At 68.4% G+C, this 26,821-nt stretch carries 28 protein-coding genes, 1 tRNA gene and 2 pseudogenes; 17 read left to right on the forward strand and 14 right to left on the reverse strand.

What is annotated here, in order from left to right; all coding sequences use genetic code 11:
- Positions 1-22: 22 nt before the first annotated feature.
- From Q664_RS30645 to Q664_RS30660, 4 genes are read right to left on the reverse strand one after another with little or no spacing between them, the layout of a single operon-like run.
- Positions 23-1,408, reverse strand: a complete 1,386-nt coding sequence (locus tag Q664_RS30645) for a HAMP domain-containing sensor histidine kinase (RefSeq protein ID WP_235216943.1) — start codon at positions 1,406-1,408, stop codon at positions 23-25.
- Between the two features lie 8 nt (positions 1,409-1,416).
- A complete protein-coding gene (locus tag Q664_RS30650) occupies positions 1,417-2,097 on the reverse strand; it encodes a response regulator transcription factor (RefSeq protein WP_043403585.1) in 681 nt (226 codons plus the stop codon).
- Positions 2,098-2,112: 15 nt separating this feature from the next.
- Positions 2,113-2,352 (reverse strand): hypothetical protein, encoded by a 240-nt coding sequence (locus Q664_RS30655; RefSeq protein WP_043403586.1) that lies wholly within the window; start codon positions 2,350-2,352, stop codon positions 2,113-2,115.
- A gap of 36 nt (positions 2,353-2,388) precedes the next feature.
- The gene (locus Q664_RS30660; protein ID WP_043403587.1) at positions 2,389-2,883 is read right to left on the reverse strand and encodes a periplasmic heavy metal sensor; all 495 of its coding nucleotides are present in this window, start codon (positions 2,881-2,883) and stop codon (positions 2,389-2,391) included.
- A 226-nt stretch (positions 2,884-3,109) separates the two neighbouring features.
- On the opposite strand from Q664_RS30660, the gene Q664_RS30665 reads away from it, so the two are divergent.
- From Q664_RS30665 to Q664_RS30675, 3 genes are all read left to right on the forward strand, one after another.
- Complete coding sequence (locus Q664_RS30665) at positions 3,110-3,316, forward strand: cold-shock protein (protein ID WP_043403588.1); 207 nt, start codon at positions 3,110-3,112, stop codon at positions 3,314-3,316.
- Between the two features lie 153 nt (positions 3,317-3,469).
- Complete coding sequence (locus Q664_RS30670) at positions 3,470-3,838, forward strand: cupin domain-containing protein (RefSeq protein WP_043403589.1); 369 nt, start codon at positions 3,470-3,472, stop codon at positions 3,836-3,838.
- A 150-nt stretch (positions 3,839-3,988) separates the two neighbouring features.
- On the forward strand, positions 3,989-4,435 hold the full coding sequence (locus tag Q664_RS30675; protein ID WP_043403590.1) for a GNAT family N-acetyltransferase: 447 nt from the start codon (positions 3,989-3,991) through the stop codon (positions 4,433-4,435).
- An 876-nt stretch (positions 4,436-5,311) separates the two neighbouring features.
- On the opposite strand, the gene Q664_RS55275 is transcribed toward Q664_RS30675, so the two are convergent.
- A complete protein-coding gene (locus Q664_RS55275; RefSeq protein ID WP_326938755.1) occupies positions 5,312-5,926 on the reverse strand; it encodes an HIRAN domain-containing protein in 615 nt (204 codons plus the stop codon).
- Between the two features lie 375 nt (positions 5,927-6,301).
- Here Q664_RS55275 and Q664_RS63000 point away from each other — a divergent pair.
- Both Q664_RS63000 and Q664_RS30690 read left to right on the forward strand, forming a co-directional pair.
- A pseudogene (locus Q664_RS63000) lies at positions 6,302-6,487 on the forward strand (tyrosine-type recombinase/integrase); the annotation flags it as partial.
- 379 nt (positions 6,488-6,866) lie between these two features.
- Positions 6,867-7,073 carry a helix-turn-helix domain-containing protein gene (locus Q664_RS30690; protein WP_052518873.1) on the forward strand — a complete coding sequence of 69 codons (207 nt, stop codon included), beginning with the start codon at positions 6,867-6,869 and terminating at the stop codon, positions 7,071-7,073.
- A 269-nt stretch (positions 7,074-7,342) separates the two neighbouring features.
- On the opposite strand, the gene Q664_RS30695 is transcribed toward Q664_RS30690, so the two are convergent.
- Entirely contained in the window at positions 7,343-7,747 is a 405-nt protein-coding gene (locus tag Q664_RS30695) for a hypothetical protein (RefSeq protein ID WP_043403593.1), read from the reverse strand.
- A gap of 129 nt (positions 7,748-7,876) precedes the next feature.
- Between Q664_RS30695 and Q664_RS55285 the strand changes: the two genes are divergently transcribed.
- From Q664_RS55285 to Q664_RS63135, 8 genes and pseudogenes are all read left to right on the forward strand, one after another.
- Positions 7,877-8,176: a helix-turn-helix transcriptional regulator gene (locus tag Q664_RS55285; protein ID WP_075207552.1), complete on the forward strand. Its 300-nt coding sequence runs from the start codon at positions 7,877-7,879 to the stop codon at positions 8,174-8,176.
- Positions 8,177-9,601: 1,425 nt separating this feature from the next.
- Positions 9,602-10,228: a hypothetical protein gene (locus Q664_RS30705; RefSeq protein ID WP_152622430.1), complete on the forward strand. Its 627-nt coding sequence runs from the start codon at positions 9,602-9,604 to the stop codon at positions 10,226-10,228.
- A gap of 172 nt (positions 10,229-10,400) precedes the next feature.
- On the forward strand, positions 10,401-10,637 hold the full coding sequence (locus Q664_RS62315; RefSeq protein WP_268811422.1) for a helix-turn-helix domain-containing protein: 237 nt from the start codon (positions 10,401-10,403) through the stop codon (positions 10,635-10,637).
- Positions 10,634-10,909, forward strand: a complete 276-nt coding sequence (locus Q664_RS30715) for a hypothetical protein (RefSeq protein WP_043403597.1) — start codon at positions 10,634-10,636, stop codon at positions 10,907-10,909. Before Q664_RS62315 ends, Q664_RS30715 begins: the two co-directional genes overlap by 4 nt.
- Positions 10,906-11,952: an AAA family ATPase gene (locus Q664_RS30720; protein WP_075207553.1), complete on the forward strand. Its 1,047-nt coding sequence runs from the start codon at positions 10,906-10,908 to the stop codon at positions 11,950-11,952. The genes Q664_RS30715 and Q664_RS30720 overlap by 4 nt, the downstream gene beginning before the upstream one ends.
- A complete protein-coding gene (locus Q664_RS30725) occupies positions 11,949-12,158 on the forward strand; it encodes a helix-turn-helix domain-containing protein (RefSeq protein WP_043403599.1) in 210 nt (69 codons plus the stop codon). Before Q664_RS30720 ends, Q664_RS30725 begins: the two co-directional genes overlap by 4 nt.
- 12 nt (positions 12,159-12,170) lie before the next feature.
- Positions 12,171-12,446 (forward strand): helix-turn-helix domain-containing protein, encoded by a 276-nt coding sequence (locus tag Q664_RS30730; RefSeq protein WP_043403600.1) that lies wholly within the window; start codon positions 12,171-12,173, stop codon positions 12,444-12,446.
- A 584-nt stretch (positions 12,447-13,030) separates the two neighbouring features.
- A pseudogene (locus tag Q664_RS63135) lies at positions 13,031-13,501 on the forward strand (tyrosine-type recombinase/integrase); the annotation flags it as partial.
- A 245-nt stretch (positions 13,502-13,746) separates the two neighbouring features.
- Here the strand turns inward: Q664_RS63135 and Q664_RS30740 are convergent.
- From Q664_RS30740 to rpsU, 6 genes are all read right to left on the reverse strand, one after another.
- Positions 13,747-13,819: transfer RNA gene (locus Q664_RS30740), tRNA-Ile, on the reverse strand.
- 93 nt (positions 13,820-13,912) lie between these two features.
- Positions 13,913-14,251, reverse strand: a complete 339-nt coding sequence (locus Q664_RS30745; protein ID WP_084610469.1) for an MGMT family protein — start codon at positions 14,249-14,251, stop codon at positions 13,913-13,915.
- A gap of 196 nt (positions 14,252-14,447) precedes the next feature.
- Positions 14,448-16,616 (reverse strand): RNA polymerase sigma factor RpoD, encoded by a 2,169-nt coding sequence (rpoD, locus tag Q664_RS30750; protein ID WP_043403602.1) that lies wholly within the window; start codon positions 16,614-16,616, stop codon positions 14,448-14,450.
- A gap of 89 nt (positions 16,617-16,705) precedes the next feature.
- Positions 16,706-18,544 carry a DNA primase gene (gene dnaG, locus Q664_RS30755; protein ID WP_043403620.1) on the reverse strand — a complete coding sequence of 613 codons (1,839 nt, stop codon included), beginning with the start codon at positions 18,542-18,544 and terminating at the stop codon, positions 16,706-16,708.
- Between the two features lie 266 nt (positions 18,545-18,810).
- Entirely contained in the window at positions 18,811-19,269 is a 459-nt protein-coding gene (locus Q664_RS30760) for a GatB/YqeY domain-containing protein (protein WP_043403603.1), read from the reverse strand.
- 93 nt (positions 19,270-19,362) lie between these two features.
- On the reverse strand, positions 19,363-19,557 hold the full coding sequence (gene rpsU / locus Q664_RS30765) for a 30S ribosomal protein S21 (RefSeq protein WP_002621505.1): 195 nt from the start codon (positions 19,555-19,557) through the stop codon (positions 19,363-19,365).
- Between the two features lie 120 nt (positions 19,558-19,677).
- Between rpsU and Q664_RS30770 the strand changes: the two genes are divergently transcribed.
- Positions 19,678-21,273, forward strand: coding sequence for a HEAT repeat domain-containing protein (locus tag Q664_RS30770; RefSeq protein WP_043403604.1), 1,596 nt, complete (start codon positions 19,678-19,680; stop codon positions 21,271-21,273).
- A gap of 60 nt (positions 21,274-21,333) precedes the next feature.
- The gene (locus Q664_RS30775; RefSeq protein ID WP_043403605.1) at positions 21,334-22,248 is read left to right on the forward strand and encodes a GGDEF domain-containing protein; all 915 of its coding nucleotides are present in this window, start codon (positions 21,334-21,336) and stop codon (positions 22,246-22,248) included.
- Positions 22,249-22,310: 62 nt separating this feature from the next.
- Here the strand turns inward: Q664_RS30775 and Q664_RS30780 are convergent, their stop codons facing one another.
- Together Q664_RS30780 and Q664_RS30785 are read right to left on the reverse strand one after the other, a co-directional pair.
- Positions 22,311-23,225, reverse strand: coding sequence for a GGDEF domain-containing protein (locus Q664_RS30780; protein ID WP_043403606.1), 915 nt, complete (start codon positions 23,223-23,225; stop codon positions 22,311-22,313).
- A gap of 77 nt (positions 23,226-23,302) precedes the next feature.
- The gene (locus Q664_RS30785) at positions 23,303-24,346 is read right to left on the reverse strand and encodes an asparaginase (protein ID WP_043403607.1); all 1,044 of its coding nucleotides are present in this window, start codon (positions 24,344-24,346) and stop codon (positions 23,303-23,305) included.
- A gap of 68 nt (positions 24,347-24,414) precedes the next feature.
- On the opposite strand from Q664_RS30785, the gene Q664_RS30790 reads away from it, so the two are divergent.
- On the forward strand, positions 24,415-25,401 hold the full coding sequence (locus Q664_RS30790; protein WP_052518874.1) for a DsbA family protein: 987 nt from the start codon (positions 24,415-24,417) through the stop codon (positions 25,399-25,401).
- A 7-nt stretch (positions 25,402-25,408) separates the two neighbouring features.
- The gene (locus tag Q664_RS30795; protein WP_200883788.1) at positions 25,409-26,821 is read left to right on the forward strand and encodes a DUF4388 domain-containing protein; all 1,413 of its coding nucleotides are present in this window, start codon (positions 25,409-25,411) and stop codon (positions 26,819-26,821) included.

Below are 26,821 nucleotides of genomic sequence, written 5' to 3' on the forward strand. Positions count from 1 at the left end.
GAGTGGCGGTTCCACGGAGTGTCTACGCCTGGGCGCGAGATGATGCCGGTGGCGTCTGGGTCGAGCCCGGGCCCTCTCGCCTCAGGGTGAAGCCCACCCGGGCGCCTCCTCCCGGACGGTTCTCCGCGAAGGTGTCTCCGCCGTGCGCCCGGGCGATCCGCTGCACCAGCGCCAGCCCCAGTCCCAGTGAGCCCGCCTCCCGGGCCTCGCCGCCCCGGTCCTTCCGGTAGAAGGGCGCGAAGATGCGCGTCTCCTCGCCGGGCTGCAGCCCCGGGCCGCGGTCGTCCACGCAGAAGGCGAGCTGTCCGTCCCGCTCGAGCAGCCGCAGTGCCTCCACCCCCTGGCCGTGCTTGCGCGCGTTGTCCAGCAGGTTGGCCAGGGCGCGCCCCAGCAGCGTGGCGTCGCCCACCAGCTTCGCCTCGGGCGCCTCCACCGACAGCGCTTCCGCGGGCAGCCCCGTCCGCTCCAGTGCCCGCGCCGCCAGGTCCTTCCCGTCCAGATCCCGGGGCGTCAGCTGGCCGAAGTCCAGCCGCGAGCTCGCGAGCAGCTCGCCCACCAGCGCGTCCAGCTCCACCACCTCGCGCTCCATCTGGTCCGCCGTCCGCTCCGGGCCTCCCGCGTCGCGCATCAGCTCCACGAGCACCCGCAGGTGCGCCAGCGGTGTGCGCAGCTCATGGGACACCGCGGCCAGCAACTCGCGCTGGTCCGCCATCTGCCGCTCGATGCGCGCGGCCATCTCGTTGAAGGCGTCGGCCAGCACGGACATCTCCCCGGTGGCGTGGCGGCCCAGCTGTACGCGCGTGTCCAGCTTGCCCTCGCCCAACTGCTGCACCGCTTGCGCCAGCGTGTCCAGGGGCCGCGACAACCGCCGGGCGAGCCACCCCGAAGCCATCCACAGCGTGGTCCCGGCGAGAATCAGCACCATCGGCCCACGCCAGGGCGCTCCCCGGGGCCGGGCGTGTCCGAAGCAGGCCCGCGCCGTGCCGAGCCTCACCCCGCCGCGCTCCACCGGCATGGACACCTCCGCGTGCGGAGGGCAGTGCCCGCCCGTGCGCACCAGCAGCGCACCGGAGGCATCCCGCAGCTCCACGCTGACGAGCAGGTCCTCGGAGACGGAGCGGACGAGCGCGTCTCGACGCACGGGGTCGTCCCACACCTCGGCGAGGCGGTTGCTGACGAAGGTGCGTGCGCGGTTCACCTCCTGGTGCCAGGCGTTATCCCCGATCAGCCCGCCCATCACGCTCACCACCGTGCCCACCACCAGGCCGGTGGTGAGGATGGAGACGCCGAACCAGAGGAAGAGCCGGCGGCGCAGCCGCGCGCGGATGAAGTTCCCCAACCGGCTCATGGGCCCGTGCCGTGGCCCGTGCCGGGGATGGCCCGGGTGCCCGTGCGGATGGCGTCTCATGGGCCCTCTCATGGACCCTCCTTGGCGAAGAGGTAGCCCACGCCACGCACCGTCTTGATGAGGCGGTTGCCCTCGTCTCCCAGCTTCTGCCGCAGGTGGGAGATGTGCACGTCCACGGTGCGCTCGCCCACCACGGTGTCGCTCCGTCCGGCCTCGCCGAGCAGTGCATCGCGGGGAATGACACGCCCGGCCCGCCGCACCAGCGCCACCAGCAGATCGAACTCGAGCCCGGTGAGCTCCACCAGCCTGCCGCCCGCGCGGACTTCCCGGGCGGACACGTCGATGGAGACGCCGCTGGACTCCAGCTTCTCGGCCACGGCCGCGGGCTGGGCGCGCCGCAGCACGGCCCTCAGGCGCGCGAGCAGCTCGCGGGGGCTGAAGGGCTTGGCCAGGTAGTCATCCGCGCCGAGCTCCAGGCCCACGACGCGGTCCGTCTCGTCGCCGCGCGCGGTGAGCATGATGACGGGCAGGGTGCTCTTCGCGCGGATGCGCCGGCACACCTCGAGCCCGTCCATGCCCGGCATCATCACGTCCAGCAGCACGGCGTCGTAGGTGCTGGCCTCCAGCGCGGCCAGGCCGCGGCCTCCATCGGGGGCGTGGGTGACGGTGATGCCGTTCTGCCCGAGGTACTGCGCGAGCAGCTCGTACATCCGGGTGTCATCGTCGATGAGGAGGACGCGGGTGGCCATGGGAGGGGTCCGACTCTACTGCACCTGTTGACCCTGGGACGCCTGGGCCTGGGTCTGCTGTCCCTGGGGCGCCTGGGCGGGCGCCCACGAGGGGTGACCGGAGCGGAAGTGGCCGTCGTGGTGGGCACGGCCCTGGCGGCAGTGCCCACCGTAGGGGTGACCGTAGCGGTGCCAGCGGTAGAGGCTGGCGAAGCCGGAGGAGTAGCCCGCGACGGTGCCGAGGGCGAGCAGGGCGATGAGAAAGCGGCGGCGCATGGTGTGTTCCTTTCCTGGTTCCGGGTGACGGAGTGCTCAGCAGGGTCGGGCGCCGCGCCAGCCGCCGCAGCCGCCTCCGTAGCCGTAGTGGCGGTAGCCGTAGCCGTGGCCCCAGCCGTGCTCGAGCAGGTCCGCCAGCTCGCGGCGCTGCTTCGCATCCAGCGCCTCGTGGGTCTTGGAGAGCGAGGCACGCAGCGTCTTGCGCAGGTTGTCGATGAGCTCGTCGTGTTTGGCGTCCAGCTCGCGCAGCGCGGCGGCGTCGAAGGCCTCGCCCCGGAGCGAGCGGGCGAGGGCGGCGCGGGTGGCGCTCATTTCATCGCGCATCTTCGCGAAGGCCTCGGTGAGCTCATCCGCGGCCTGGACGAGCACCTTCTCCTGGCCGGGCGAGGTGTCCAGGCGCTCGAAGAGCCAACGCATCCGGCCGCGCCAGCTCCAGCGGCCGGGGCCGCCGTGGCCGTGGTGCCAGCGGCCGCGGCGCAGGGTGTAGAAGAGACCGGCCAGGCAGGCGGTACCCAAGACGAATCCGAACATGTGCTGCTCCTTCCGTGAGCGGCCGGGCAGTCAGGGACCCGGCATCCATCGGTTGGTGCAGAAGGTACGGGGGGGGTGTGAAGGGGGCGCCCAGTACTTATGAAGAAGTGTGAAGGCCACCGTGGAATGGGGGGGAGGCGCGGACCGTTAACCCCCACAGGCACTTCATGGGTAGGAGTGCCCGTTTGTAGTCCGTGGAACGCAAGTGCAGAAAGCAGGGAAGTACATGGCAACTGGTACCGTGAAGTGGTTCAACGACGCGAAGGGCTTCGGGTTCATCGCGCCGGATGCCGGTGGTGAGGATGTGTTCTGCCACCACACCGCCATCAACATGGATGGCTTCCGCTCCCTGGCCGAGGGCCAGAAGGTGGAATACGAAGTGACCAAGGGCCCCAAGGGCCTGCAGGCGCAGAACGTGCGCCCGGCGGGGTGACAGGCCTCGCCTCCACGGCCTGAGGGCCGTGTCCTTCGCGCCCGCTCTTCCCTTCGAGGGGGGAGCGGGCGTGTCGTTGCGGGGTACGTGTCGCCCGGTGCTCCTTACCTTGTCCGGCAAAGGACAACCGCCAGCGTCCGCGAAGGAGACGAGATGGGCGACACGAGTGTGAAGAAGGTCGACTCCCAATTCTCCCCGAAGGGTGAGATGGGTCAGAAGTACCTGGCCGGAGGCATCCGGGTTTCCATGCGTCTGTGGGAGAACGAGCAACCCGCCGAGCCGCTGCCCGCCACGACGCGTGACTACGAGACGGTCGGCTACGTCATCAAGGGCCGCGCCGAGCTGCACCTGGAGGGACAGGTGCTGGTGCTCAACCCGGGGGACTCATGGCTGGTGCCGAGGGGCGCGAGCCACACCTACAAGATTCTCGAGGCCTTCACGGCGGTGGAGGCCACCAGCCCGCCGGCCTCCGTGCACGGGCGCGACGAGAAGGAGAAGAACCGCGAGGGCGCCAAGGCCTGACGGTGGGGAAGGTTGGCAGGGGTTCGCCGCCCCTGTCACCGGCTCGCGACCTGCGGACGGACTGGAGTTCCGCAGGGGGCGGGATAGAACCCTTCCGCCATTCGCCTCGCGCTCTCCCTCGAGGCGCGGACTGGAAGGAGCCTCTTCAGAATGATCCTCCGCAACGTCACGGATGAGGACCTTCCCATCTTCTTCGAACACCAGCGCGACCCGGAAGCGCTGCGCATGGCCGCGTTTCCATCGCGGGAGCGCGATGCCTTCATGACCCACTGGCGCACAAATGTTCTCCGCCCTGAAAACGTCACCCGCACCATCGTCATGGGCCGAGTGGTCGTTGGGTACATCGGCAGTTGGGAACAGGATGCCAGGCGTCTCGTTGGCTATTGGGTGGGTCGCGAGCATTGGGGCAAAGGCATCGCCACTCGGGCCCTGTCTGGGTTTCTCGAGCTCGAGCCCGTGCGGCCGCTTCATGCGTGGGTCGCTCTCCACAACCTCGCGTCGATCCGCGTCCTCGAGAAGTGTGGCTTCCTGAGCAAGGAGACCCAGCATCACCCGGGTGAAGTTGCCGAAGTCCTCATGAGGCTTGGTTCGACGTAGTGGGAATGGAGCAGCCCAGCGTCCAGTCGTCCGAGGAGCCTCTTGCGAGGTGCTCCCGCTGGCGGTGGGCGGCCCGCATGGTGCGCCGGTGGTGCGGAGTGTTGACGCGCAATCTGGTTGATGGGCGCGTGAGCGAACTGGTTGATGGGCATCACGCCGGTGGTGGTGTGCCACCGTGGGTGATGGGGATGGGTCCGGGGGGGACTCGTGCATTACAGGGGGGGCGGTGTCAGGCGACAGGAAGATTGATGCCCTCGGCGGAAGTAGCTCTGACCCGACTCCGCCAGCGGTGAGGCCTCCGGCCTCACGCGGTCGGCCCACCGCTCCGTGAGGACGCTGTCCAGGGGCGCGTAGCGACTCGTGAAAGCGAGCCTGCCCTGGATGGCGCCGCAGGAGCGGGGCACATGAGGCAGGGCGCCGAGCGACGAGCCCAAGGGGTCAACGTTGGTGACGCAAGGGGGGCCGTTTCTACTCTCGCTCCACAGGCGGCCGACTCCCCGCCGTGGGGATGAAGGAGTCGCGGCGAAAGGAGCCGAGCTGCGCTCGCGCAGCCCGTCCAGGCCATCGAAGTGGAAGCTGTCCCGGATGCGCGCGGTAGCGCACCCAGCGGCAGGGTACACCCCTCCCGTCCAGCTTTGCTGTCCAACGCGCAGCCAGGGGCGTGGGCGTGCGGAGGCAAGCCGGATTCGGGCAGCGTATGCAGGCCGACTCCCCCCAACCGGAATGGGCGGTGTGGAACAAGATGCCGACTCAAGCGCGGCTTTTCCTCGGGACTGGTCGGCTCTCGTCGTGGGGCAGCTCAGCGCTACGCTCAGCCCTGGCCCCTGGGACAGTGTGTCGCAGAACATTGGGAGGTGTGCGGCCAGCGCGGCGCAGCTATTCGTCAGTGGCACGCGGTGCTTCCAACTCGCGTAAGGCGGCTTCCAACCAAGCAATCTGCTGCTGTTGGAGTTCGTCCGGCACCGAATCCTCGCGAATTGCCGCAAGCGCCTCTTCTAGTCGGCGCCGCTTGGCCGCCGGTGTTTTCAGAGAAGCGGCCTTCTCCAGCGCTGCCGTTACCTCGATAAGCGAGGCCTCAGCCAGCAATTCCTGTCGAGCCTCTTCCGTTGCGAGCTTATCGAATGCGGCCTTGAGCGCCCCCCTGCGTCCGGCGGGGCCCTTGGCCATCCACATCCGCTCCACCGCGCCAGAGACCAATTCTGAGTCAGATGGTGGTGGTGGTGAGGCGGCCGGTGCCTGTCCTGGACGGGCGAGTCTCAGCCGGACACCGAAGCTACCAGTCCCCCGAGCGCCGCGATCCCACCCACCGACAATAACCGCCGAGCAGGTGGCTACCTCCTTGCGCGCTTCGATCTCCTTCAGTAACGGTTGGAAGACCGGCGCGTCATCTCGTGACAGGTAGCCTACTTGGTGGCTCTCAATGAGCACGACCACGGCGTTCGCGTCGTATCGATTGTGCGGCTCGCGCTTCAATGTGGCCACCACGTCCACTCGCGCACTCGCATCAGAGCGTCCGCCAGCAATCCGCTCCAATGCGCGCTGATAGTGTGACTCACCCACCACATGGACGGTGCTACCCCTGGGTAGTAGGACGGTCCTCGTGGTCGACACGAGGGGAGATGCGGTTGGTGCTGTGTCCCTGGTTGGTGCTGTGTCCCTGGTTGGTGCCGTGTCACTGGTTGCGGTTGGCGCCGTGTCTCCAGACGGTCGGCGCAGCAAGGACACCACTACCATCGCGAGGATCGCGAGACTGGCGAGAACACATAGTCCGACCATTCCGTAAGCTCCTACTCTCGCTCCCTACTGCCATGGTGCGAACTCGTGAGCACTGTAGTGGTTGAGCTCGCTGAGGATCCAGATTCCGTGGTGAGCCGCTGCTCCAAGGCGGGCTGCGGCTTCACACTCTTGCCCTCGCCTAAGCCGCGCACCATCTGCTTCCATGACCTGCGCCACACCACGGCCACGCTGCTCCTCAAGGCCCGGGTGCCGCTGGCGGTGGTGCAGCGCATCCTCGGCCACTCCTCGCCCACCATCACGGCGGGGGTCTACGGCCACCTGGACGTGGAGGACATGCGCGCGGGCCTGGAGCAGCTCTGCTTCAATCCGACCGAAGAGCCCCTTGCCGAGGTGCTCCCGCTGGCGGTGGGCGGCCCGCATGGTGGGCCGGTGGTGCGGAGTTCTGAGGAGGGGCGGGATTGCGCTCCCGCGCCTCAGCGGAAAATCCCGAGGCGCGGGGCGGGGGAAGGGGAGTGGGCCCTCCTGGATTCGAACCAGGGACCAATCGGTTATGAGCCGGGAGGGCGCGGGTTGGCAGGGGTTCGCATCCTCTGTCACCGGCTCGCAACCTGCGGAAACGACTGGGGTTTCCAGTGGCGCGGAGACGGAGCCGGTTGGCACCGTTTCCACCGTTTCGACTCCGCGTGGTGCGCCGGTGGTGCGGACCTTGGTGCGCGCCTTGGTGCGGCCGGTGGGACCCTCGATGCTCACGGTTCGCGAGGTGGCGGAAGAGCTGGCCGTCTGTCGGGCCACGGTCTACGCGCTCCTCGAACGCGGGGAACTGGAGCGGGTGTGGGTCGGGCGCTCCATCCGCATCCCGGCCGCGTCGCTTGAGGCGCTCCTCGCCCGGGGGCGGCGCTGAGGTTCGGCCGGTGGTTCCCGGTTCCCGCCCCTATAGGGGGAACCGGAACTGCCTGAGCACCTCGCCGCATGGCACTGGAGCCGGAACGGTTCCGGATGTGATGCCGGGCGGCCTCTATGACCTCTGGCTGCCCTGTGGTGCCACGGTCCAGGGAATGGCGTGGGGGTGTGGCTGCCCATCACTCCTGGCGCATCCCTGGCCCCTGGAGCAGAGCCCGATGGAGCATCCCGGCGCGCTCTATCGGTCCACTTCCGCGTGCCTAGTGGGGCCTAGGCGCGGTTCCACTCGGTAAGCAGCACGTCTTCATCTACTCGGGCTTCGTGCTCCCCAACCGCGTTGTGCGAACCCCAGAGAACAGCCGGATTCACCTCCCGTCGAATCACCGCCTGCAACAAGTCCAGGCGTGCCCCAACGAGAGCCAGCACGGATGAAACGCCATGGGGCGAGTCCGCCTTCATGTCTTCATCCATGAAGCCGTGAGCCTCCATGGTCGCTGCGATCTGAGCGCACCGGACAGATAGCCCGATGACGGACAGTTCCCTGTTGAGGCTGACCACCTTGGGCCCGGTCTCCTCGGGTTCCTCGGGAACGTTCTCTTCGGATTCCTCGGGGGGCTTGCTCTCCTCGGGGGCGTTGGTCTCTTCCGGGGCCTTTTTCTTCCTACGAGTGGGCATGCGGGCCGTCCTTTCCTGGGTAAGGGCCTACTCCCATGGTAGCCCATGAGCTACGTAGCTCAAGAACTACATGAGTCACGTAGTTCATAAACTGTGTAGCTCAAGAGCAGCACTGGGTAAGCCGACCCCGTGCCCACAGCAGGGAAGACGCCCCACAAACGAGGACGTTCGGAGGTCTGGACCCGAGGCCCGACAGCCCGTGCCATCAAGCGGGAGCTGCGGCGCATCGGGCAACGGCTCCGGGAGCTTCGGCTAGAGCGCGGACTCACGCAGGAGCAGGCCGCCGAAGCAATCGGGGTCCACCCGAAGCACATGATCAAGATGGAACAGGGCGGCGCGAACTTCACCATCGCCACCCTGGTTGCCGCGTCCGTGGCCTACAAGGTCCCCCTACGCGAGCTGTTCCCCGAGGAAGAAGAGGGGACTTGAGCTAGCGGGACAACTTGCGGAACCCGGGGGCACCGGAGGGGGAGCCGCCAAAGACCACTCACGGGGCGCCTGGAGGCTCTGGAGGGCATCGCTAGGGCTCGGCAGGACCGGGAAAATCGTCACCCCTTAGAATTCGACCCCCCCGGCTCCGAGCGCATCAGCCACGACAGCCAACGCCGCATCCCCACAAGCAGGGCAAGAGGCGTTAGCCAAAGTGGGGATGTCAGCACGAACCAGAGCCGCGTCTCCTGTGAGGCCGCTTTGGTGCTCCTCCCCTCCCACGTTCTGGAGGAAAGGAGGTAGCTCTCACTCCTCGATGTTGAGACCAGTTCCAAGCCGCATTCCTTGAGGGATTTCGTAGCGGCCAAACAGGAGAGATCCCCTTCTACGGCAAGGTAGTCGTGGAGGTTGACCAACAAGACACCGAAGGCAATACACCCACACACCACGGCCAGACCCCAAAATGCGGTCAGGTAGAGCTTGTGGAGCACTCTCCGCTGTGGCCGCGAATCACCTCGCGATGCCGCCATTCGATAGGGCACCGGCTCAGCCTCTTGATACGGCTCCGGTTTAGTACGCCGAGACAGGACGCGGGTAGCCTCCGGCTCAGCCTCTTGATACGGCTCCGGTTTAGTACGCCGAGACAGGACGCGGGTAGCCTCCGGCTCAGCCTCTTGATACGGCTCCGGTTTAGTACGCCGAGACAGGACGCGGGTAGCCTCCGGCTCAGCCTCTTGATACGGCTCCGGTTCAGTGAGCCGGTGCCGCACAGGGGAGGGCTTCGGTTCCGTGAGTTGATGCCGGATAGCTCGCCACGCTCCCACGAGAGTCCCCGCCAGCAGGGTGACAGCAAAGAGGTCGGGGTCCAGACGGTCAGCACCTAGTATGCCCAGAGTAAATGCCGCACTCGTCCCTATGACTACGGGCAGAAGTGGGCGCTTGATGAACATTCCGACGATGAGCGTCAGGACGGTCACCGCAATGGTGGAGCCCAGAAAAGCGCCGAAGAGATAGGCAGGGTTCATAGTGGGGTCGGAATGAGCCTTGAGTCTCTGAGTGCGCCATGCATGGGTCAAGGCTGAGGCTGAACCAGAGTCACACAGCAGTACCCCCACAGCATCCCGCTCGGCTTCCGTGTGCGACACCCGGGCAGCCAAGTAGAGCACCGGGCCCCTCGGTTGCGGAGGCCCTTGGAGCTTGCTCGGCGGCTGTCAGGCGACAGGTGCAAACGGACCCCAGGCCCCTGGGTCTCGTCCTTACCCGTTGATCGTGTGGGCGGGTTCGCTACCTACCTGCTCCAGCGCTCAACCCCCGGCGGCCTGTCGCGGTAAAAGAGCGTCGTGCGGGCACGGTCGGCCAACCGGCCACGGTCCCCAGCCGTGGCAGCCCGCGCTTTTCGAGCCTGGGGAGCGCGCTGGGGGCGCCATGGCATCAGAACCGAAGTGGGACAAGTGGCGGCGCATGGACTGTGCGCCCCTCTACCAGTTGGTCGCGTTGCTCATCCGTCTCGATCCGGAATCCATAGGATTCGAGGACGTGGATCATTCCTGGGGAGAGAAACGTTTCCGAATCAGGGATGAGCGTTTCAGGGTTGAGCGTTTCCTTGACTACCTGGAGATGGCGGAAGCGAGCGTGAGCGCAGGAGCACTCGCATGCCGTGTTACCAACCTGTTCCATCGAGCGGGCATGGATGAGGTCCTCATGTCGGAGTTCTTGAGCTGGGCCCGGTCGAAAGAACTCCCAATTCCCCCTGAATTGGAGCCCCCGGGACGGACAGAACCAGCATCTACCGGCCCAGCGGTCTCTTCAGGACCAGCCTCTACCGGCGCGGCGGCCTCCTCGCAGATCAAGGGCATCAAGGAGTTCATGAAGTTTTGCGAGGATCGCGGGCTCGAATTCGGCTCGGATCGCGCAGCGCGCGCATTCATCGAGAAAGCCGGGATCGAACCCATCGACGGGCACGCGAAGAAGGGGCGACGCATCTACGACGCTGCGGCGGTTGAGCCCAAGGTCCTAGCCGAAAGCGAGCGGCGGAAGAACTGGCCCAAGTAGCCTCCGATCCGCCTCCGGTCGTCCTCCGATGGCCCTCCGTGTGGCCACCGTAGATTCCACCTCGACTAGAGACGCTCCGGAATTTCGCAGGTTGGCCGCCTCCTTCCAGGCTCCGATCAAGCTCCTACCTCCGTTCTCGTCGGAGCCACCTGGGCGGATGCACGTTGAGCGCATGCTCATCTGCATTCGCAAACGGACTGTTCCCGGGCTCGGAGAGCGCCTCGTATCGCTCCGCAAGAGTCGTGGTCTCTCTCAACAGGTGCTCGCAACGAGGGCGGGCATCTCCATTCCCCGGCTTCGCGATGCGGAGCGCTTTGGCGCGGCTACCACGGAGACGCTCAACCTCCTCGCCCACGCGCTGGCGACGGACGTGGACACGCTCCTCGGGCGGAAGGAGGGGACGCGATGAGCGCACCGGCTCCGAGGCCCTTGGCGCCTCCGCTCGAAGCAACCCCAACCGCGTCCCGGTTGCCGCTCCGACTGCGTATCGGCCTCTGGCGGCTCCAGCGGCTCACCGAGGCGCTTGAGCTGGCCCTGGCAGAGGCCCGCGTCGAGGCGGGGCTCCCCGGGAGGTTGGGTAACCCCGAGATGCACGGTGAACTCGAGCGGGCACAGTTCGCGCTGCTCCGCCTGAGCAATTACATCCTGCACCACGTTGGCTACTGGGGGGATGAGGCATGAAGCCCAAAGGCACGCCCGGCCCGCGCGGAGCAGTTCCGGTTCCGCCCGTAGACCCCAGAACCGGGAACCAGTTCCCGGAACCATCCGGAACCGGCGGAACCAGTTGCCCCCTCTTCGAGCCCCTCGCGGCCTTCCTCGAACGCACCAGGGACCTGCCGCCCCTCTCCTGGCTGATCGAGGGGGTGGTGCCCGACTCTGGCAACCTCCTCATCGTTGCCGCGCCGGGCGCGGGTAAGACGTTCCTCGCGCTCGTCATCGCCAAGACGGCGGCAGCGGCAGGACGGCCCTCCTTGCTGGTGCTGGAGGAAGGACGACCGCGCAGCATGTTCGACCGCTTCACCGCTCTCGCCTTCCCCCCGGATGCCCCCGTGCTCATCGCTCACCGCAAAGGCGTGCGACTCGATGACGAGGCGATCCGCGCGAAGATGGCCGAGTTCCTGCGCGCCCACGATGCGCCCGTTGTGGTCTTCGACCCGTTCTCCTCGCTGTTCCTCGGGAACGAGAACGACACCGAAGCCGTGAACCAGGCGAAGGAACACGTTCAGCGGCTCGCCACCGTCAACCCTCGGGCGCTCGTCGTGCTCTTGCACCACACCTCGAAGGCGGGCGAACGCGGAGAGGGCCCACCCATCTACGCGGCAAGGGGAAGCACGGTGCTACCGGGGTGGGCGGATATGCAGGTGAACCTCTCCAGGGAGGACACGCCACGCAACTCGGGGCTTGTCGCCTTCGTTGCGCAGGTGGCGAAGGGTCGAGATGGGGAGACGGCGCAGCGCTTCCGCTTCACGCTCTCTCTCGGCAAGGGCACGGTGATGGTTGAAGACGTGAGCGCGGCAGTCGCGCAGGACAAGGCGCAACAGGTGCGGGAGGTGCTCGCATCCGCGACTGCCCCTCTCAACAAGTCGCGGCTGGCCGAGTCGGTGGGTGGGAGGAAGCAAGATGCTCTCCGCGCCATCGACGCGATGGAAGCGCGGGGCGAACTCAAGAGGGAAGGGGGCGGATACATCCTGGCCCCGGACACGGCCAAGGAGCGCGAGTCATGAGCAGCAACCCCGAACCGCTCTGGAAGGTGCAGGACGTGGCCCGCTTCCTCTCGATGTCCACCTCTTGGGTCTACAAGGAGGCCGAGGCGGGGCGGCTCCCCTGCGTGCGCATCGGCGCGGCGCTCCGGTTCCGGCCCGAGGAGATCCGCGCGTTCCTTGAGCGCCAGCGCGCCCCCCGTGGGGCCGTCATCCCGTTGCACCGATAGGAGGTTGAGTGCATGATCCCCACCGTGGATACAACCCGCCGTTCACGCTCCAAGCGCAGCACTCCCGCTCCCGATGCTCTCACCCTGGCCGAACTCCGGAGGCTTCGCGGCCTCACGCAGGTTGAGGCGGCAGCCGGGGCGGGAATGGACCAATCCGAGCTGTCCAAGGCAGAGCGCCGGGCAGACCACCGGCTCTCCACGCTCCGGCGCTACGTCGAAGCGCTCGGGGGTGAGTTGGAAGTGTTCGCCCGCTTTGGCTCGAAGCGGGTTCGTCTCAAGGAGGTTTGACCGTGGCTTCCATCTTCAAGCGTGATGGTTCCTGGGTGGTGAAGTGGAAGAACGGGGCGGGCCGGTGGATGCAGCGCCGGACGGACTGCGCCACGAAGCTCGAAGCCCAGTCGTTGGCGCGCGAGCTGGAGCGCAAGGCCGAGTTTCAGAGCCTCGGGCTGGAGCCCATCGAGGCTCCTGTCTCCCTGACCTTCGGGGAACTGCTCGACTGGTACGCGCAGAACTTCGCCGGACAGCTCCGCTCACAGGGAGACCGGCGCGCGGCTGAGAAGCACTTCCGCCCCTGCTTGGGTTCGCTGGTGCTTCCCGAGGTGACAGCGGCCCGCATTGATGAGGCGCTCTCGGCCGCTGCGGATGCGCTCTCGCCGAAGTCGCTCAACAACCTGCGGGGCTTCGCGCAGACCGTCTTCTCCAAGGCCATCCAACGCGGGCTCTGGAAGGGCGCCAACCCGGCGGATGCCGTGCCTCGGCGCAAGGTGCCCAAGCGCGCGCCGTCCTATCTCAAGGCCGAGGAGGTGGCTCCCGTGCTCGCCGAGGTGCCCGCCGAGTGGCGGTGCCTCTTCGCCACTGCCGTCTATACGGGGATGCGCCGGGGCGAACTGGTGGCGCTCCAGAAAGGTGACGTGGACCTGGAGCAGGGGGAAATCATCGTCACGCGGAGTTGGGACGCGGGCACGACCAAGAGCGGGCGGGCCCGTGTCATCCCCATCCACAGCGAACTGCGGCCCTACCTCGTCCAGGCGATGCGGGAGAGCCCCTCGGAACTGGTGTTCCCCCGCGCGGATGGCTCGATGCACTCCCAGAACGTGGACCTTGCCGAACTGCTCCGGGCCGCCTTGAACCGGGCCCAGCTTGTCGAGGGGTGGGCCCACAAGTGCCGCCGCTGCGGGAACGTCGAGCACTCGGCCTCCTCCGAGGTGCGCCGCTGCTCCAAGGCGGGCTGTGGCTTCACGCTGTGGCCCTCGCCCAAGCCGCGCGCCATCCGCTTCCACGACTTGCGGCACACCACGGCCACGCTGCTCCTCAAGGCCCGGGTGCCGCTGGCGGTGGTCCAGCGCATCCTCGGCCACTCCTCGCCCACCATCACGGCGGGGGTCTACGGCCACCTGGACGTGGAGGACATGCGCGCGGGCCTGGAGCAACTCAGCTTCCAGCCGTCCGAGGTGCCGGTTGCCGGGGTGATTTCGATGGCCGTGGGCGCTCGGCGTGGTGCGCCGGTGGTGCGGAACCCGCCCGGAGCGGGTTTCGGGGCCGGAGCGCCAAACGAAAACCCTGAGCAATCACGCGAGGTTAAAGGGGGTGGGCCCTCCTGGATTCGAACCAGGGACCAATCGGTTATGAGCCGACAGCTCTGACCGCTGAGCTAAGGGCCCCCTAGAACCACACGGACGGCGCTGTGGGCGCCGCACTGACCTGGGAAGTATCGCGCACCCCGCGCGCGCGCAAGAGGGCGCGTGCCTCGCTGCTCAGCGTTGCACGCGCCAGTGCGTGCCCTGGCCTTCCAGGCGCACCCCCTCGGCCTTCAGCCTCCGCGCCTGCTCCACCGCCACCGGCGGCGCCAGCACCCCGTCCGAGCGGATGACCCGCCACCACGGCACGTTCTCCAGCGTCTTCAGCTCCCGCCCCACGCCTCGCGCCGCCCCCGGCCTCCCCGCGTAGAGCGCCACCTGCGCGTACGAGCGCACCTCGCCCCTCGGAATGGCTCGCACCGCCCGGCGCACGGCCTCGGGGAAGGGGAGGGGTTTCTGGGGGGCGGGTTTGGGTTTGGGTGCCGTCTTGCTCGCCGTCTTCCGTTTCGCCGCCATATGGCCTCCCAGCTCCGGGGTAGACCCTCACCCTGGCCCTCTCCCAGAGGGAGAGGGGAGCGCACACGAAAAAGCCCCCGGTCCTCTTCGGAACGGGGGCTTCTTCTTACTCACTCTCCGGCCCTCGGGGCATGACCCAGGGGGGCGGGCACCCTCACCCCGACCCTCTCCCGGGGGGGAGAGGGAGGGGAGTGGCTCAGCTCTCCACGAAGGAGCGCAGGCGCTTGGAGCGGCTCGGGTGACGCAGCTTGCGCAGCGCCTTCGCCTCGATCTGACGGATGCGCTCGCGCGTCACCTCGAAGTCCTGGCCCACCTCTTCCAGCGTGTGGTCGCTCTTCTCGCCAATGCCGAAACGCATCCGCAGCACCTTCTCCTCGCGCGGCGTCAGCGTGGCCAGCACCTTCCGCGTCTGCTCGGCCAGGTTCATGTTGATGACCGCGTCCGACGGCGACACCAGGCTCTTGTCCTCGATGAAGTCGCCCAGGTGGCTGTCCTCTTCCTCGCCGATCGGCGTCTCCAGGGAGATGGGCTCCTTGGCGATCTTCAGCACCTTGCGCACCTTGTCGAGCGGCAGCTCCATCTTCTCCGCGATCTCCTCGGGCGTCGGCTCGCGGCCAATCTCCTGCACGAGGTAGCGGCTGGTGCGGATGAGCTTGTTGATCGTCTCGATCATGTGCACCGGGATGCGGATGGTGCGCGCCTGGTCCGCGATGGCGCGGGTGATCGCCTGGCGGATCCACCACGTGGCGTACGTCGAGAACTTGTAGCCGCGCTTGTACTCGAACTTGTCCACCGCCTTCATCAGGCCGATGTTGCCCTCCTGGATCAGGTCCAGGAACTGCAGGCCGCGGTTCGTGTACTTCTTCGCGATGGACACCACCAGACGCAGGTTGGCCTCGACCAGCTCCGTCTTGGCGCGCTCGGCCCGACGCTCACCCAGGCGGATGGCCTCGTAGTTGCGCCGCAGCTCGTCCACCTCGAGGTTGGCCTCCTCCTCCACCCGCTTGATGTTGCGCGTGGCCGTGCGCACGTCGCGCTCCACCGCCTCGATCTGCTCCGAGGTGGCGTTCAGCTTGCGCTGCGCCTTCTTCATCGCCTCGGGGTCTTCCTTGGCCTCGCGCAGCAGCTCGCGCAGCGTGTCCATCGGCACGCCGTAGCGGCGCTCCTGCTCGCGCAGCTCCGACTCCGCCTTCTCCACGCGCTCGATGAGCCCCTTGAGGTTCAGGACGATGCGGTCCACCTGCTTCTTGTTCAGCCGCATCTCCTCCAGGACCTCCATCATCTTGGTCCGGAGATCCTTCACCTCCTGCTTGAGCTCCTTCTTCTTGACGTCCGTGAGCTTCTTCTTGCCGGAGAGCTCCGCCTCGAGCGCCTCGCAGTCCTTGGCGAACTTGCGGATGCGCTCGATCTGCTTGTTGATCTGCTCGATCTTGTTCAGCTCGCTCTGCGCGAGCTGCGCCGGCTGACCCTCGCCCTCGGCGCCCTCCTCGGACGCCTCGACCTCGGGCTCCTCACCCTCGCTCTGGGCCTCCTCGGGCGCGTCCTTGATGACGTCGCGCACGCGCAGCTTGCCGTTCTTCAGCCGGTTGCCGATGTCGAGGATCTCCATCATGGCCACGCGGCAGGCCAGCAGCGCCCGCAGCACTTCCTTCTCGCCGTCCTCAATGCGCTTGGCGATCTCCACCTCGCCCTCGCGGGTGAGGAGGCTCACGCTGCCCATCTTGCGCAGGTAGAGGCGGACGGGGTCGTTGGACTTGCCACCCGGCTCGTCGTCCTCGTCCTTCTCGTCCTCGTCGGCCTCGGCGCGCTCTTCCTCCACCGCGACCGTGGGCTTGATCTCCGTGCTCTGGGCGGCCTTCTGGGCGTCGACGATCTCGATGTCGTTGTCGCCGAACATGCTCATCACGTCGTCGATCTGATCCGACGACACGATGTCCGCGGGCAGGGCGTCATTGACCTCGTCGTAGGTGAGGAAGCCCTTCTCGCGACCAGCGGCCAGGAGATCCTTGACCTCCTTGCGGTCAGCGATGGGCTCCTCATCCACCTCGTCCTCGACGGCGTCGGGATCCACCTCGACGGCGGCGGCGGCCTCCTCGGCGGCCTCCTCGGGGTCGACGTCGCCGTCGTCCACCTGGGTCACGGCCTTGCGCTTCTTGAGCGTCTCGGTGGCCTTCTCGGCGGCGGCGGTCTTCTCGCTCCGCTCGGCCTTTTCGGCCTTGGACCTGGCGGCAACGGGCGCGGCGGCCTCAGCGGTCTCCGTACCCTTGGCCGAGGCGTCCTCCGGCTTCTTCTTCTTGCGGATCTCCGGGGCCACCTTCTTCTTGGGCTTGACGGCCACCTTCGAGGAGGGCTTCTGCGTCGGCATTCGGGTACTTCTCCTTGGAAAAACAGGGACCTGGCCTGGAGCGAGCCGGCCGATCTATCGCAAAGTAGAGGATTCTTACAAACGCGAACTCAAACCGGTTGCATGGGGGCCTTTGTTCCCGGGGGGGGCGGGCGGATTTCCTCCTCCACGCGTTTCTTGAGCGAAAGCAGCTCGATTCGCTGGGTGAGGAGCTGTTTCGTCTCCTCGGAGAGGTCGATGGCGCCCGTCATCTGGCTGGTGGTGCGCTTGATGTAGTCCAACTGCTGATTGATGCGGCGCAGCATGATGGCACGGCAGAGCTGGAGGAAGTAGTGCTCCAGGGCGGAGCCCTGCTGCTCGGAGAGCTGGCGGGAGGCGGCCTCCACGGAGCGTTTGACGGTGTCGTGCGCCTCGAAGAGGGCGTCCTCGGCGCCATGGCCCGAGGTGGCGTGGGCGAGCACCAGCCGGAGGCCAGGGTGGGACAGCTCGTCGTAGACGCGGAAGGTGTCGCGGACCACGAGCCGGGGCTCGCGCAGGACGGCGGCCACGTACAGGGCCTCCAGGGCGTCCGGGGGCTTCACCGGGGGCGGGCGGGGCGCCGCCGGGCCCTGGGGAGCCGCTCCCCTGGCCGGTGGCTGGCCGGGCTTGGGCGCGGGCTTCACCGCCGGGGGCGGCGCCTTGCTGCGCAGGGAAGCCTCCAGTTCGGCCGCGGGCAGCCCGCACCAGGCGCTCAGGGCCCCGAAGAAGGCCGAGCGCACCAGCCCCACCGGCAGCTGCGCCGACACGGGCTTGAGGCGCTCCAGGGCGGCCATCTTCTCCTCGAAGCTGGCCTCCTTTCCCTGGGGGAGGATCGTGAGGAAGACGTGCTGGGTGAGGGGCCGGGCCTCGGTGAGCAGCCGCTCCAGGCCCACGGAGCCCTCGCGGCGGATGAAGGTGTCCGGGTCATCGCCCTCGGGCAGCAGGGCCACCTTGGCGGCCGCTCCCGCGGCGAGCAGGGGGCCGGCCAGGCGCTCCACGGCGGCGAGGCCCGCCTGGTCTCCGTCCAGCAGCAGGAAGAGCTCCCGGGCCTCGGCGCGGCCGAGCACCTTGAGGTGGCCCGGAGTGAGCGCGGTGGAGCACAGCGCCACCGTGTGCTTCACCCCCTCCTGGTGCAGGGCGATGCAGTCGAAGTAGCCCTCCACGAGCACGGCGGCCTTGCGGCGGCGGATCTCATCGCGCGCCTGGTCCATGCCGAAGAGCGTCTCGCTCTTGTTGTACAGCCGGGACTCGCGGGAGTTGAGGTACTTGGGGCCCTCCTCCGCGTCCACCAGCCGGCCGCCGAAGGCGATGGGGCGGCCCTCGGGGGCGCGGATGGGGATGATGAGGCGGCTGCGGAAGAAGTCGAAGTAGCCGTCGCCCTTGTTGCGCCGGTTGACGAGGCCCGCGTTGAGGCCCCACTCCACCATTCCCGCCTTGGTGAGCCGGTCCGCCAGCGACGTCCACGCCGCCGGAGCCCAGCCCAGCCCGAAGGCCCGGGCCGTCTCCTCGGAGATGCCGCGGCTGGCGAGGTAGGCGCGGGCGCGGCGTCCCTCTTCCTCCCACAGCAGTGCCCGGAAGTGCTCGGCCGCCAGGTCGGTGGCCTCCTTGAGCTGCTGCCGCTCCCGGGCGCCGGGGTCCTGCGCCGCCTCCAGGTCCACGCCCACCTCGCGGGCGAGGTCCCTCACCGCGTCCAGGAACGTCTTGCCCAGGTAGCGCTGCACGAAGGACACGGCGTCCCCGCTCGCGCGGCACCCGTGGCAGAAATAGAAGCGCTTCTCCGGGACGACGTAGAAGGAGGGGGTCTTCTCCTGGTGGAAGGGGCAGCGGCCCTTGAACTCGCGCCCGGCCTTCTTGAGCTCCACGTAGCGCGAGACGAGCCCCACCAGGTCCACCCGCTCGAGGACTTCCTGGATCTTGTGGTCGGGGATCATGTGTCCCACCCCCTCCGCCCGGCGCGAGCGGACCGCCATGATCCGCACACCAGCCCCTGCGGACGAGTATGGGCTCGGCCCCTGACATGGCCGCTGTAGGTCCGGCTCGGCTCGACGATGTGGAAAAGGAAGGGCATTTCGGCGCGTCGGGAACCGTCCGGATGGGGGGACGGGAAGCGACCGGATACCCTTAATGGCCGATCAGCGGCCGGGCAAGTTCTCGAAGAACCCACCCGGCGCCGTTCGAGGCCGGAAGACCGGGACTGCTACAGCTTGGACAGCTGGTTCTTCACTTCCTCGGAGATGGCGCGGCCCTCGGCGCGGCCCTGCAGCTTGGGGGTGAGCAGCTTCATCACCGCGCCCATGTCCTTGGCGCTCTTGGCACCGGCCTCGGTGATGGCGGCCTGGACCTCGGCGCGCAGCTCGTCCGCGGACAGCTGCTTGGGCAGGTAATTCTGGAGGACGGAGATCTCCTGCTCTTCCTTCTCGGCCAGCTCGGGGCGGCCACCGGACTTGAACTGCTCGACGGAGTCGCGGCGCTGCTTGATGAGGGTGCCGATCACCTGAAGGATGCTGGCCTCGTCGAGAGGGCCGGTGGCGCCGGGCTCCACTTCCTTGTACTTGACGGCGCTCTTGAGCATCCGAAGGACGCTGGTGGTGAGCTCGTTCTTCGACCGCATCGCGTCCTTGAGGTCGGCGTCGATGCGCTCCCTGACGGTAGCCATGGCAGTGCTCCAGGTATGTGGTGGAAGGGTGCTACACGGACGGGAACCAGGGCGCTGGACTGACGCGGCCCCGGCTCCCGGACGAGGAGGCGGCTAGTACGTCTTACGCGCCTTCTTCACCGCGCGCTTCTTGGCCGCGAGAGCCTTCTTCTTCCTCTTCACGGAAGGCTTCTCGTAGTGCTCGCGCTTGCGGATCTCGGAGAGGATACCAGCCTTCTCGGTGGCCTTCTTGAAGCGCTTGAGGGCGCTCTCGATGGACTCGCCGTCCTTGACTCGAATGCCGGGCATGCCTGTCACCTCCTTCCGTGTGCGCTAGAAATACAGGGGGCGCCGATATGACGCAGCGGGCGTGAAAACGCAAGGACACCCGCAGAAAAGGATCAGCCGGGTAGGCTAAAGTGGACCCTCGTGAGCGCCGCCCTCTTCCTCGTCCTGTTGTTGTCGGCTGGCCAGCATGGCGGCCAGGGATCCCTGGGTTGCTGGTCCTCCTGCCAACGGCATGTGCAGGACCAGGCTCTCCGTGCCCGGCTCTGCCAGCTATGCGTCACCACCGGCCGCGCCGATGCCTGGGTGCTGGAGCTGGGTCGTATCCGGGGGCTCCCCGCCCAGGAGGGCCTCCGCTCGGCGCTGACGGACCCGGACTGGCGGGTGCGCTGGGCCGTGTTGCGGGCCCAGGCGAAGGCCCGGGGGCACACCGAGCCGCGTACCCTCGCGGACTGGGTGGCCGAGGCTCCGGCCAGGGACGAGGTGCTCGCCTGCATCACCGCCGCGCGAGCCGCCGCCAGCACCGGCAAGTCGACCGCCTCCTACTTGAAGGAGGCGGGAGCCAAGGGGGGCACGGCGGCCGCCCGCGTCTGGGCCCGTAGGGACGCCATCCGGGAGGCCCTGGAGGTGGAGGTGTACTCCGAGCAGGCCGTGCTCCGGGGCGAGGCGCTCTCCCACCTCGCGACCTTCCTGGGCAGGCCGCCCGCCCGGGTGCTGCTGGAGTCCATGGCCCGGCGCCCCGAGGCGGGGGACGTGGCCGCCGCCTCCGCGCTCCTCTCGGTGGCCGAGAAGAAGGGCTCCTCGGTGGGGCGGATGCTGCTGGCGGAGGCGAAGCCGCCGGATCAGGCCCTCATCAACCGCCTCTTCGCCGTCTATTCGGCGGACCTGGAGAAGCTGCAGAAGGGGCTGGCCTCCCTCGACGTCACCGAGCGGCGCGCCACCGTGCAGTCACTGTGGCGCTACGGCCCCCTGGCGCAGCGGGAGTTGGAGCGCGCGCTGGTGGACTCCGAGGCCCAGGTGCGCCGGCTGGCGGCGAAGGGACTCGCCGAGGCCGAGGGCCTGTCGTTGATGGAGGCCGCTCGCCGGAAGATCTGGGACGACGGGGCCTCGCTGGACACCCGGTGTACCTGGATGGATGTGGTCGCGACCGAGAAGACCTGTGAGCCGTTCCTCCTGGAGGTGGCGCACGACACCGATTTTCTCGCCGACACGCGAGGCGAGGCGGCGGCCAGGCTCGCCGACTGCGACGGCGATGCCACGCGCCGCTTCCAGCTCCTGGCTCCCTTGCTGAAGGATCAGCAGGCCGCGGTGCGGGCCGGGGCGGTGCGGGCGCTCGTCCTGCCTCGCTCGCCCGAGCTGGATGCCGCCGTCGCCGCCGCGCTCGAGGACTCCATGCCAGAGGTGGTGGCCGCCGCCCTCGGTGTCGTGGGGCGGCAACGCCAGGTGGCGCGGGTGGAGAGCGTGGTGACCCTGCTCGGCTCTCCGCATGCCGAGGTGCGCGAGGGCGCTGCCCGCGCACTGGAGTGGATCGGCCGCCCCCAACATGTGAAGCACCTCGCCCAGACGCTCCAGCAGGACAGCGTCGCCTCGGTGCGGGTGGCCGCCGCCGAGACGCTGGCCGTCCTCGGAGGCCCCTTCGCCGCCTCCGCGCTCAGTCAGGCCGCCGCGAAGGATCCGGACTCCCATGTCCAGCATGTGGCCCGGCGCGGACTGGCTCGGCTCGGCTTCCGGCCTCCTTGAAGGCAGTCCTTGCAGGCGCTCCGGGTAGGTGGGTATGGTTCGAGGTCTGGAGAAGTGCGTATGAAGATTACACGAGCCATCGTCATCGAGCCGGGGGCGGCGGGGCGCCGCAAGTTGAAGGACGGTCTGGAGAAGGCGGGACTCGAGGTGTCCGCCGTGTCGGAGTGGGAGGAGGCGCCGGGCCGGGCCCCGCTGGTGGTGCTGGGGCCCTCGGTGGAGCGGCCCGAGAGGGTGGCTCGCGCGGTGCGGAGGCAGTTGCCGCGGGCGCTGGTGCTGGCCGCGCAGCAGACGCCCGGCAAGGCCGGCTTCGCGGATGGCATCCTTCCGCTGCCCGTCTCCGCGAAGGACCTCCAGGTGCGCCTGCCCGAGCTGGTGAAGCTGCGGACGCTCTCGCGGGGGACCCCGGTGCGCAAGGCCCGCGCCGCTCCCGCTTCCGAGCCGGTGCGCGCCCCGGGCGAGCCGCTGTTGGATCCGCTCACCCAATTCTACGTCTTCGCTCACTTCAAGGACTTCCTCTTCGTCGAGGTGAAGCGCTCCCGGCGCCATGGCCTGCCCCTGGCGCTCGCGCTGGTGGCGTTCGATCCGCTCCCGGTGCGCGCGGGCCGCGAGCTGCGTGAGCAGCTCCATGGAGGCCTGGCGCTCGCCATCCGGCGCTCGCTGCGCGATACGGACTTCCCGGTGCAGTACTCGGCGGACCGGGTGCTGCTGCTGCTGCCACACACGGACCTGGCCGGAGCCCACACCCTGGCCCGCCGCGTCTGCGAGCGCGTGGCCCGCTCCAGCCTCACCTTCGACGACCAGGTCCTCCGCCCCACCGTGTCCGTGGGCCTGTCCGCGCTCACCCCGGGCCGTGAGGTGTCGTTCGCCGACCTCGTGCGTCAGGCACAGAGCTCGCTCGAGTCCGCCCAGGCCGCTGGCGGCAACCGCGTGGAGATGCTCGCGGAGACGCCGGGACTGGAGATCGAGGGGACGTAGCGAAGACCCTCACCCCGACCCTCTCCCAGGGGGAGAGGGAGCACAGGAGGGGAGGGGGATGGCTACGGGCCGCTGATGGCCTTGCCGTCCACCCGGTTCCGGCCGGCGCGCTTGGCCCGGTAGAGGTACTTGTCCGCCGCGGAGATCAGATCCTCCGCCTGCGCGAAGTCCGTGTCGTGCAGCGTGGCCACGCCCAGGCTGATGGTCACCTTGATGGGCGTCCCACTGAAGATGAAGTCGGTCCGGTCCACCGCCACCCGGCAGCGCTCGGCACACGCGAGCGCCTGGTCCTCGGCCGACTCGCGCAACATCAGGGCGAACTCCTCGCCGCCATACCGCGCGATGACGTCCTCGGTGCGGATGGTGTCGCTCACCCGCTGGGCGATCCGCGTCAGCACGTAGTCTCCCGCCGGGTGCCCGTACACGTCGTTGATCTTCTTGAAGTAGTCCACGTCGAACATCACCATGGACAGGGCCACCCGGTGGCGCAGGCAGTACGCGAACTCCTTGCGCAGCGTCTCCATGAAGTACTTCTTGTTGTACAGGCGCGTCAGGCCGTCGCGCGTGGCCGACTCGTAGATGCTGCGCTGGTAGGCCTCCTCCAACTGATCCTGGATGGAGAACTTCAGCACCGTGTTGGAGCCGATTTGAATCTTGTCGCCGTCATAGAGCGGCGCGGCGCTCACCTTCAGGCCGTTGAGGAACGTGCCATTGGTGCTGCCCAGGTCCACCAGCTGGAAGCGGCCCTCGCCGAGCGACACCACCTTCGCGTGCTTGCGCGAGATGCCATCGTCCTCGACCTGGAACTGCGCCTCCACGCTGCGGCCGAGCACCGTCTCGGACTTGTCCAGCTTGAACATCCGGCCGATTCCGGCCGCGGACTTCGCGCTGATGACGATGAGATACGCGCTCTGCTGCTGGGGGGCGTCCCCCAGCAGGTCCGAAATCGAATGGACGGCGGTCTTCTCGTCGGACATCGTGCCCCCCATCTTATGGGTCGAGGATTGTCAGCAGCAAGCAGACCCCACGACGGACCTACCGGGATGGTCGGCTCCTAACGGGCTCGCCTCGACTTTTTGGCCGGCGGCTCCACCACGGCGGGCGGCCGCTCGGTCATCTCCCCGACAATTGGGGTCTCGATGAAGCGCGCGAGCGATTCCCTGTCCCGGTGATAGGCGAGCCCCTGCATCAGCTTCACCAGCGCCGCCGAGGGCGTCATGTCGCCCCCGCTCAGCGCCCCCTCCTGGAGGGCCGCCGCCCCGGACTCGTAGAGCGTCAGGTCCACCCCGTTGCGGTAGGCCTGGCTCACCACCACCACCGGCACGTCCCGCTTCCGGGCCTCCCGGAAGAGCGGCAGCAGGGAACGGCCGAGCGACGAATCGCTGGGGTAGTTACCCGCCCCATAGGCCTCCAGCACCAGACCGCGCAGGTGGGGCAGCAGGGCCAGGGGCAGGGCGGGGTCCAACCCCGGGAAGACCTTGAGCAGGAAGACGCGGGGCTCCAGCTTCTCGCGCAGGCGGAAGGGGCCCTTCTGACGCAGACCCGGAGCGAAGGTGGCATCCACTCCCAGCGTACCCAGCAGGGGGAAGTTGGGGCTCTCGAAGGCGTCGTACTCGGAGACCTTCACCTTGCGGGTGCGGTTGCCGCGGTAGAGGTGGGAGTCGAAGCAGATGCTCACCTCGGGCGGGCCCTGGAGGGCGGAGAGCACCGCGTCGATGAGGTTGAGCCGCGCATCCGAGCGGATCTCCCCCAGGGGCCGCTGCGAGCCCGTCATCACCACCGGCTTGGGCAGCCCGGGCAGCATGAAGGAGAGGGCGCTGGCGGTGTAGGCAAGGGTGTCGGTACCATGCGTCACCACGGCGCCGTCGAAGTCCGGCAGCCGCTGGTGCAGGTGGGCGGCCAGGCGGCTCCACAGCTCCGGCTGCATCTCCGAGCTGTCCAGGTTGGAGAAGAGCTCCAGCTCGATGTCGGCGAGCCGGAAGAGCTCGGGGCAGCGGGACTTGAGCGTCTTGAAGAAGGCCGCGGGGCGCAGCGCGGACGGCCGGCCTCCGGCCATCCCCAGCGTGCCGCCGGTGTGCAGCAGGAGGATTCTGGGCATAGGGCGGGTCCTCCCTGTCAGAGCCGGGGTCGCTTTACAAGCCCCGCGCGCATCGCTAAGACCGGCTGGTGCTCCCCGACCGTCGCAATCGCGTCCTCCTGGCGCTCACCCTGGCGCTGACGGCCCTCTCGGCCTGTACCAAGAACTCCGAGGCGGCCCAGCCCGCCCAGCCCACCGCGCCCAAGCCGTCCGCCCCGGCCCCGGCGGCTCCGCCCCCCCAGGCGGCCGCTCCCGCTTCCGGGGGCCCGGTCCTCTCCGGCATCCCCGGCATGGACTTCTCCGCCCTGCCGCCCTCCGCCCAGCGTGAGCTGTCCACCGTCTTCACGGACGAGTTCTGCTACTGCGGCTGCCCCCACACCCTGGGCCAGTGCCTCAAGGGGCACACCACCTGCCAGCATGCGAAGCGCATGGCCCGGCTCGCCGCCCGGCAGGCCGCCTCGGGCGTGCCGGCCACGGAGATCATCGTCGCCCTCTCCGAGTACTACTCCGGCTTCCGCGCCACCCGGCAGAAGCTCGAGGTGGACCCGCGCATGTGCATGGGCGACCCCAAGGCCCAGGTGACGCTGGTGGAGTTCTCCGACTTCGAGTGCCCCTTCTGCGGCACGGCCCGCCCGATCCTGGAGGCCTTCGCCAAGAAGAACGCCAGCCGGCTGCGCTTCTGCAACGTGCCCTTCCCGCTGCCCATGCACGCCAACGCGGTGCCCGCCGGCCAGGCGGCGCTCTGGGCGAGGGATCAGGGCAAGTACTGGGAGATGCACGACGCGCTCTTCGAGAACGCGCGCAACCTGTCCACCGCCAACATCGTGGCCCTCGCCAACAAGCTGGGCCTCAAGGGCGCGGACCTCCAGAAGGCCCTGCAGGCCGGCACCTACGCCCAGGAGCTGGAGAAGTACAAGGCGCTCGGCAACGCCGCCAACATCCGCGGCACGCCCAGCCTCTTCTTCAACGGCCGCGTCTACGACACGCAGATCGGCCTGAACGAGGATTCCCTTACCCACAGCCTCGAAGACGAACTCGAGTGGCGCGCGAACAACAACGCGTGGGCCGCCGACTGACGGTGACATGAGCCAGCGCTTCCGCATCGATGGCACCCAGCTCGTCCCCGACGAGCGCCAGGGGACTCAACAGCCACAGCCGCCAGCGCTGGCGGGCCGCACGGGCTCGTTCGTGCTGCAGCCCACCTCGCCGGACCTGCTCGTCTTCTCGCGCACGCCCGCCGAGGGGGGCTCACTGCCCACCCCTCGCGTGGTGCTCTCCGGAGATGCCTCCGGCTTCCCCCTGTCCGATCTCATCGCCTTCCTCAGCCAGGCGCGCTGGAGCGGCATCGTTCGCGTGCAGGCCCCCGGCGGCGAGCGCTCCGTCATCCTGCGCGAGGGCGAGGTGCGCGGCGCCACCTCGGACGTGGCCGCGGACCGGCTCGGCGAGGTGCTCGTCCGGCTGGGCTACCTGGAGCGCACCCAATTGGAGACGGTGCTGCGCGAGCACCCTCCCTCCAAGATTGGCCGCGCCCTGGTGGAGCGGGGCCTGCTCCAGGCGCACGACCTGTTCAAGTGCGTCACCCACCAGGTGAGTGAGATCTTCCACGCCATCGTCCTGTGCCGGGAGGGCAGCTTCTTCCTGGTGGACCAGCCGGTGGAGGACAAGCTCGGGCACAACATCCAGCTGTCCACGCAGAGCCTGCTGATGGACAGCATCCGGAAGATCGACGAGCTGGCGCACTTCCGCAAACGCATCCCCCACAGCCGCCTCTACGTGCTGCGCAAGGGCATGGCCAACGCCCGGCTGGAGCCGGACGAGGACAAGGTGCTGGCCCTGGTGGATGGACGCCGCACGGTGCTGGACCTGGGGCAGGGCGCCCGCCTGTCCGAGTTCGACGTCACCAAGGTCGTCTACGGCCTGCTCGAGGGTGGCTTCGTGCAGCTGTCCGACAAGCCCCTGGGCGGCTCCATGCAGTCGCTGTCCGGCATCCCCGCGGTGCGCCCCAAGGCCTTCATGGGCATCCCCGTGGTGCGCCCGTCCTCCACCGGCATTCCCACGGTGAGGCACTCGCAGTCGGGCCTGCGCGCCATCACCCAGCCGCCCCAACCGGCCCCGGTGGTGGACGTGCGCGAGGTGGTGCACGTCTTCAACCGCATCTTCCGGGAGATCGCCGCCGAGGTGTCCAAGCAGGGCCTGGCGCGCGAGTTCATCGCCTCGGCCAACGCCGCGCTCTCGGGACAGGCGCTGTCCTCCTCGCCGGTGCTGGCGGGGCTGGCCTTCGCGCCCGACGGCAGCCTCCCGGACGCGAAGCTGGTGAGCGCCTACGAGCAGTACCGCGGCTCGCTGGGCTCGGAGCCGCTCGCTTCCTTCCGGCAGGCGCTCAGCGACGTGATGTTCTTCCTCCTCTTCCAGGCGGGAGAGCTGCTCGAGTCGCGCGCGGACGAGGACCTCGCCCGGCGCGTGAAGGACATGCTCGCCTCGCTCGGCGGGTCCTGA

Origin of the sequence: Archangium violaceum Cb vi76 (assembly GCF_000733295.1) — a bacterium.
Lineage (GTDB): Bacteria > Myxococcota > Myxococcia > Myxococcales > Myxococcaceae > Archangium > Archangium violaceum.

Bases quoted from the DNA above. Each gene is read 5' to 3' on its own strand.
- dnaG (WP_043403620.1), bottom strand. From the start codon at position 18,544: ATGATCCCCGACCACAAGATCCAGGAAGTCCTCGAGCGGGTGGACCTG.
- Q664_RS30670 (WP_043403589.1), top strand. From the start codon at position 3,470: ATGGGCGACACGAGTGTGAAGAAGGTCGACTCCCAATTCTCCCCGAAG.
- Q664_RS30720 (WP_075207553.1), top strand. From the start codon at position 10,906: ATGAAGCCCAAAGGCACGCCCGGCCCGCGCGGAGCAGTTCCGGTTCCG.
- Q664_RS30695 (WP_043403593.1), bottom strand. From the start codon at position 7,747: ATGCCCACTCGTAGGAAGAAAAAGGCCCCGGAAGAGACCAACGCCCCC.
- Q664_RS30650 (WP_043403585.1), bottom strand. From the start codon at position 2,097: ATGGCCACCCGCGTCCTCCTCATCGACGATGACACCCGGATGTACGAG.
- Q664_RS30795 (WP_200883788.1), top strand. From the start codon at position 25,409: ATGAGCCAGCGCTTCCGCATCGATGGCACCCAGCTCGTCCCCGACGAG.
- Q664_RS62315 (WP_268811422.1), top strand. From the start codon at position 10,401: ATGCTCATCTGCATTCGCAAACGGACTGTTCCCGGGCTCGGAGAGCGC.
- rpoD (WP_043403602.1), bottom strand. From the start codon at position 16,616: ATGCCGACGCAGAAGCCCTCCTCGAAGGTGGCCGTCAAGCCCAAGAAG.
- Q664_RS30645 (WP_235216943.1), bottom strand. From the start codon at position 1,408: ATGAGACGCCATCCGCACGGGCACCCGGGCCATCCCCGGCACGGGCCA.
- Q664_RS30665 (WP_043403588.1), top strand. From the start codon at position 3,110: ATGGCAACTGGTACCGTGAAGTGGTTCAACGACGCGAAGGGCTTCGGG.
- Q664_RS30675 (WP_043403590.1), top strand. From the start codon at position 3,989: ATGATCCTCCGCAACGTCACGGATGAGGACCTTCCCATCTTCTTCGAA.
- Q664_RS30745 (WP_084610469.1), bottom strand. From the start codon at position 14,251: ATGGCGGCGAAACGGAAGACGGCGAGCAAGACGGCACCCAAACCCAAA.
- Q664_RS30785 (WP_043403607.1), bottom strand. From the start codon at position 24,346: ATGCCCAGAATCCTCCTGCTGCACACCGGCGGCACGCTGGGGATGGCC.
- Q664_RS30730 (WP_043403600.1), top strand. From the start codon at position 12,171: ATGATCCCCACCGTGGATACAACCCGCCGTTCACGCTCCAAGCGCAGC.
- Q664_RS30655 (WP_043403586.1), bottom strand. From the start codon at position 2,352: ATGCGCCGCCGCTTTCTCATCGCCCTGCTCGCCCTCGGCACCGTCGCG.
- Q664_RS30725 (WP_043403599.1), top strand. From the start codon at position 11,949: ATGAGCAGCAACCCCGAACCGCTCTGGAAGGTGCAGGACGTGGCCCGC.
- Q664_RS30775 (WP_043403605.1), top strand. From the start codon at position 21,334: ATGAAGATTACACGAGCCATCGTCATCGAGCCGGGGGCGGCGGGGCGC.
- Q664_RS30660 (WP_043403587.1), bottom strand. From the start codon at position 2,883: ATGTTCGGATTCGTCTTGGGTACCGCCTGCCTGGCCGGTCTCTTCTAC.
- Q664_RS30715 (WP_043403597.1), top strand. From the start codon at position 10,634: ATGAGCGCACCGGCTCCGAGGCCCTTGGCGCCTCCGCTCGAAGCAACC.
- Q664_RS30705 (WP_152622430.1), top strand. From the start codon at position 9,602: ATGGCATCAGAACCGAAGTGGGACAAGTGGCGGCGCATGGACTGTGCG.
- Q664_RS30760 (WP_043403603.1), bottom strand. From the start codon at position 19,269: ATGGCTACCGTCAGGGAGCGCATCGACGCCGACCTCAAGGACGCGATG.
- Q664_RS30780 (WP_043403606.1), bottom strand. From the start codon at position 23,225: ATGTCCGACGAGAAGACCGCCGTCCATTCGATTTCGGACCTGCTGGGG.
- rpsU (WP_002621505.1), bottom strand. From the start codon at position 19,557: ATGCCCGGCATTCGAGTCAAGGACGGCGAGTCCATCGAGAGCGCCCTC.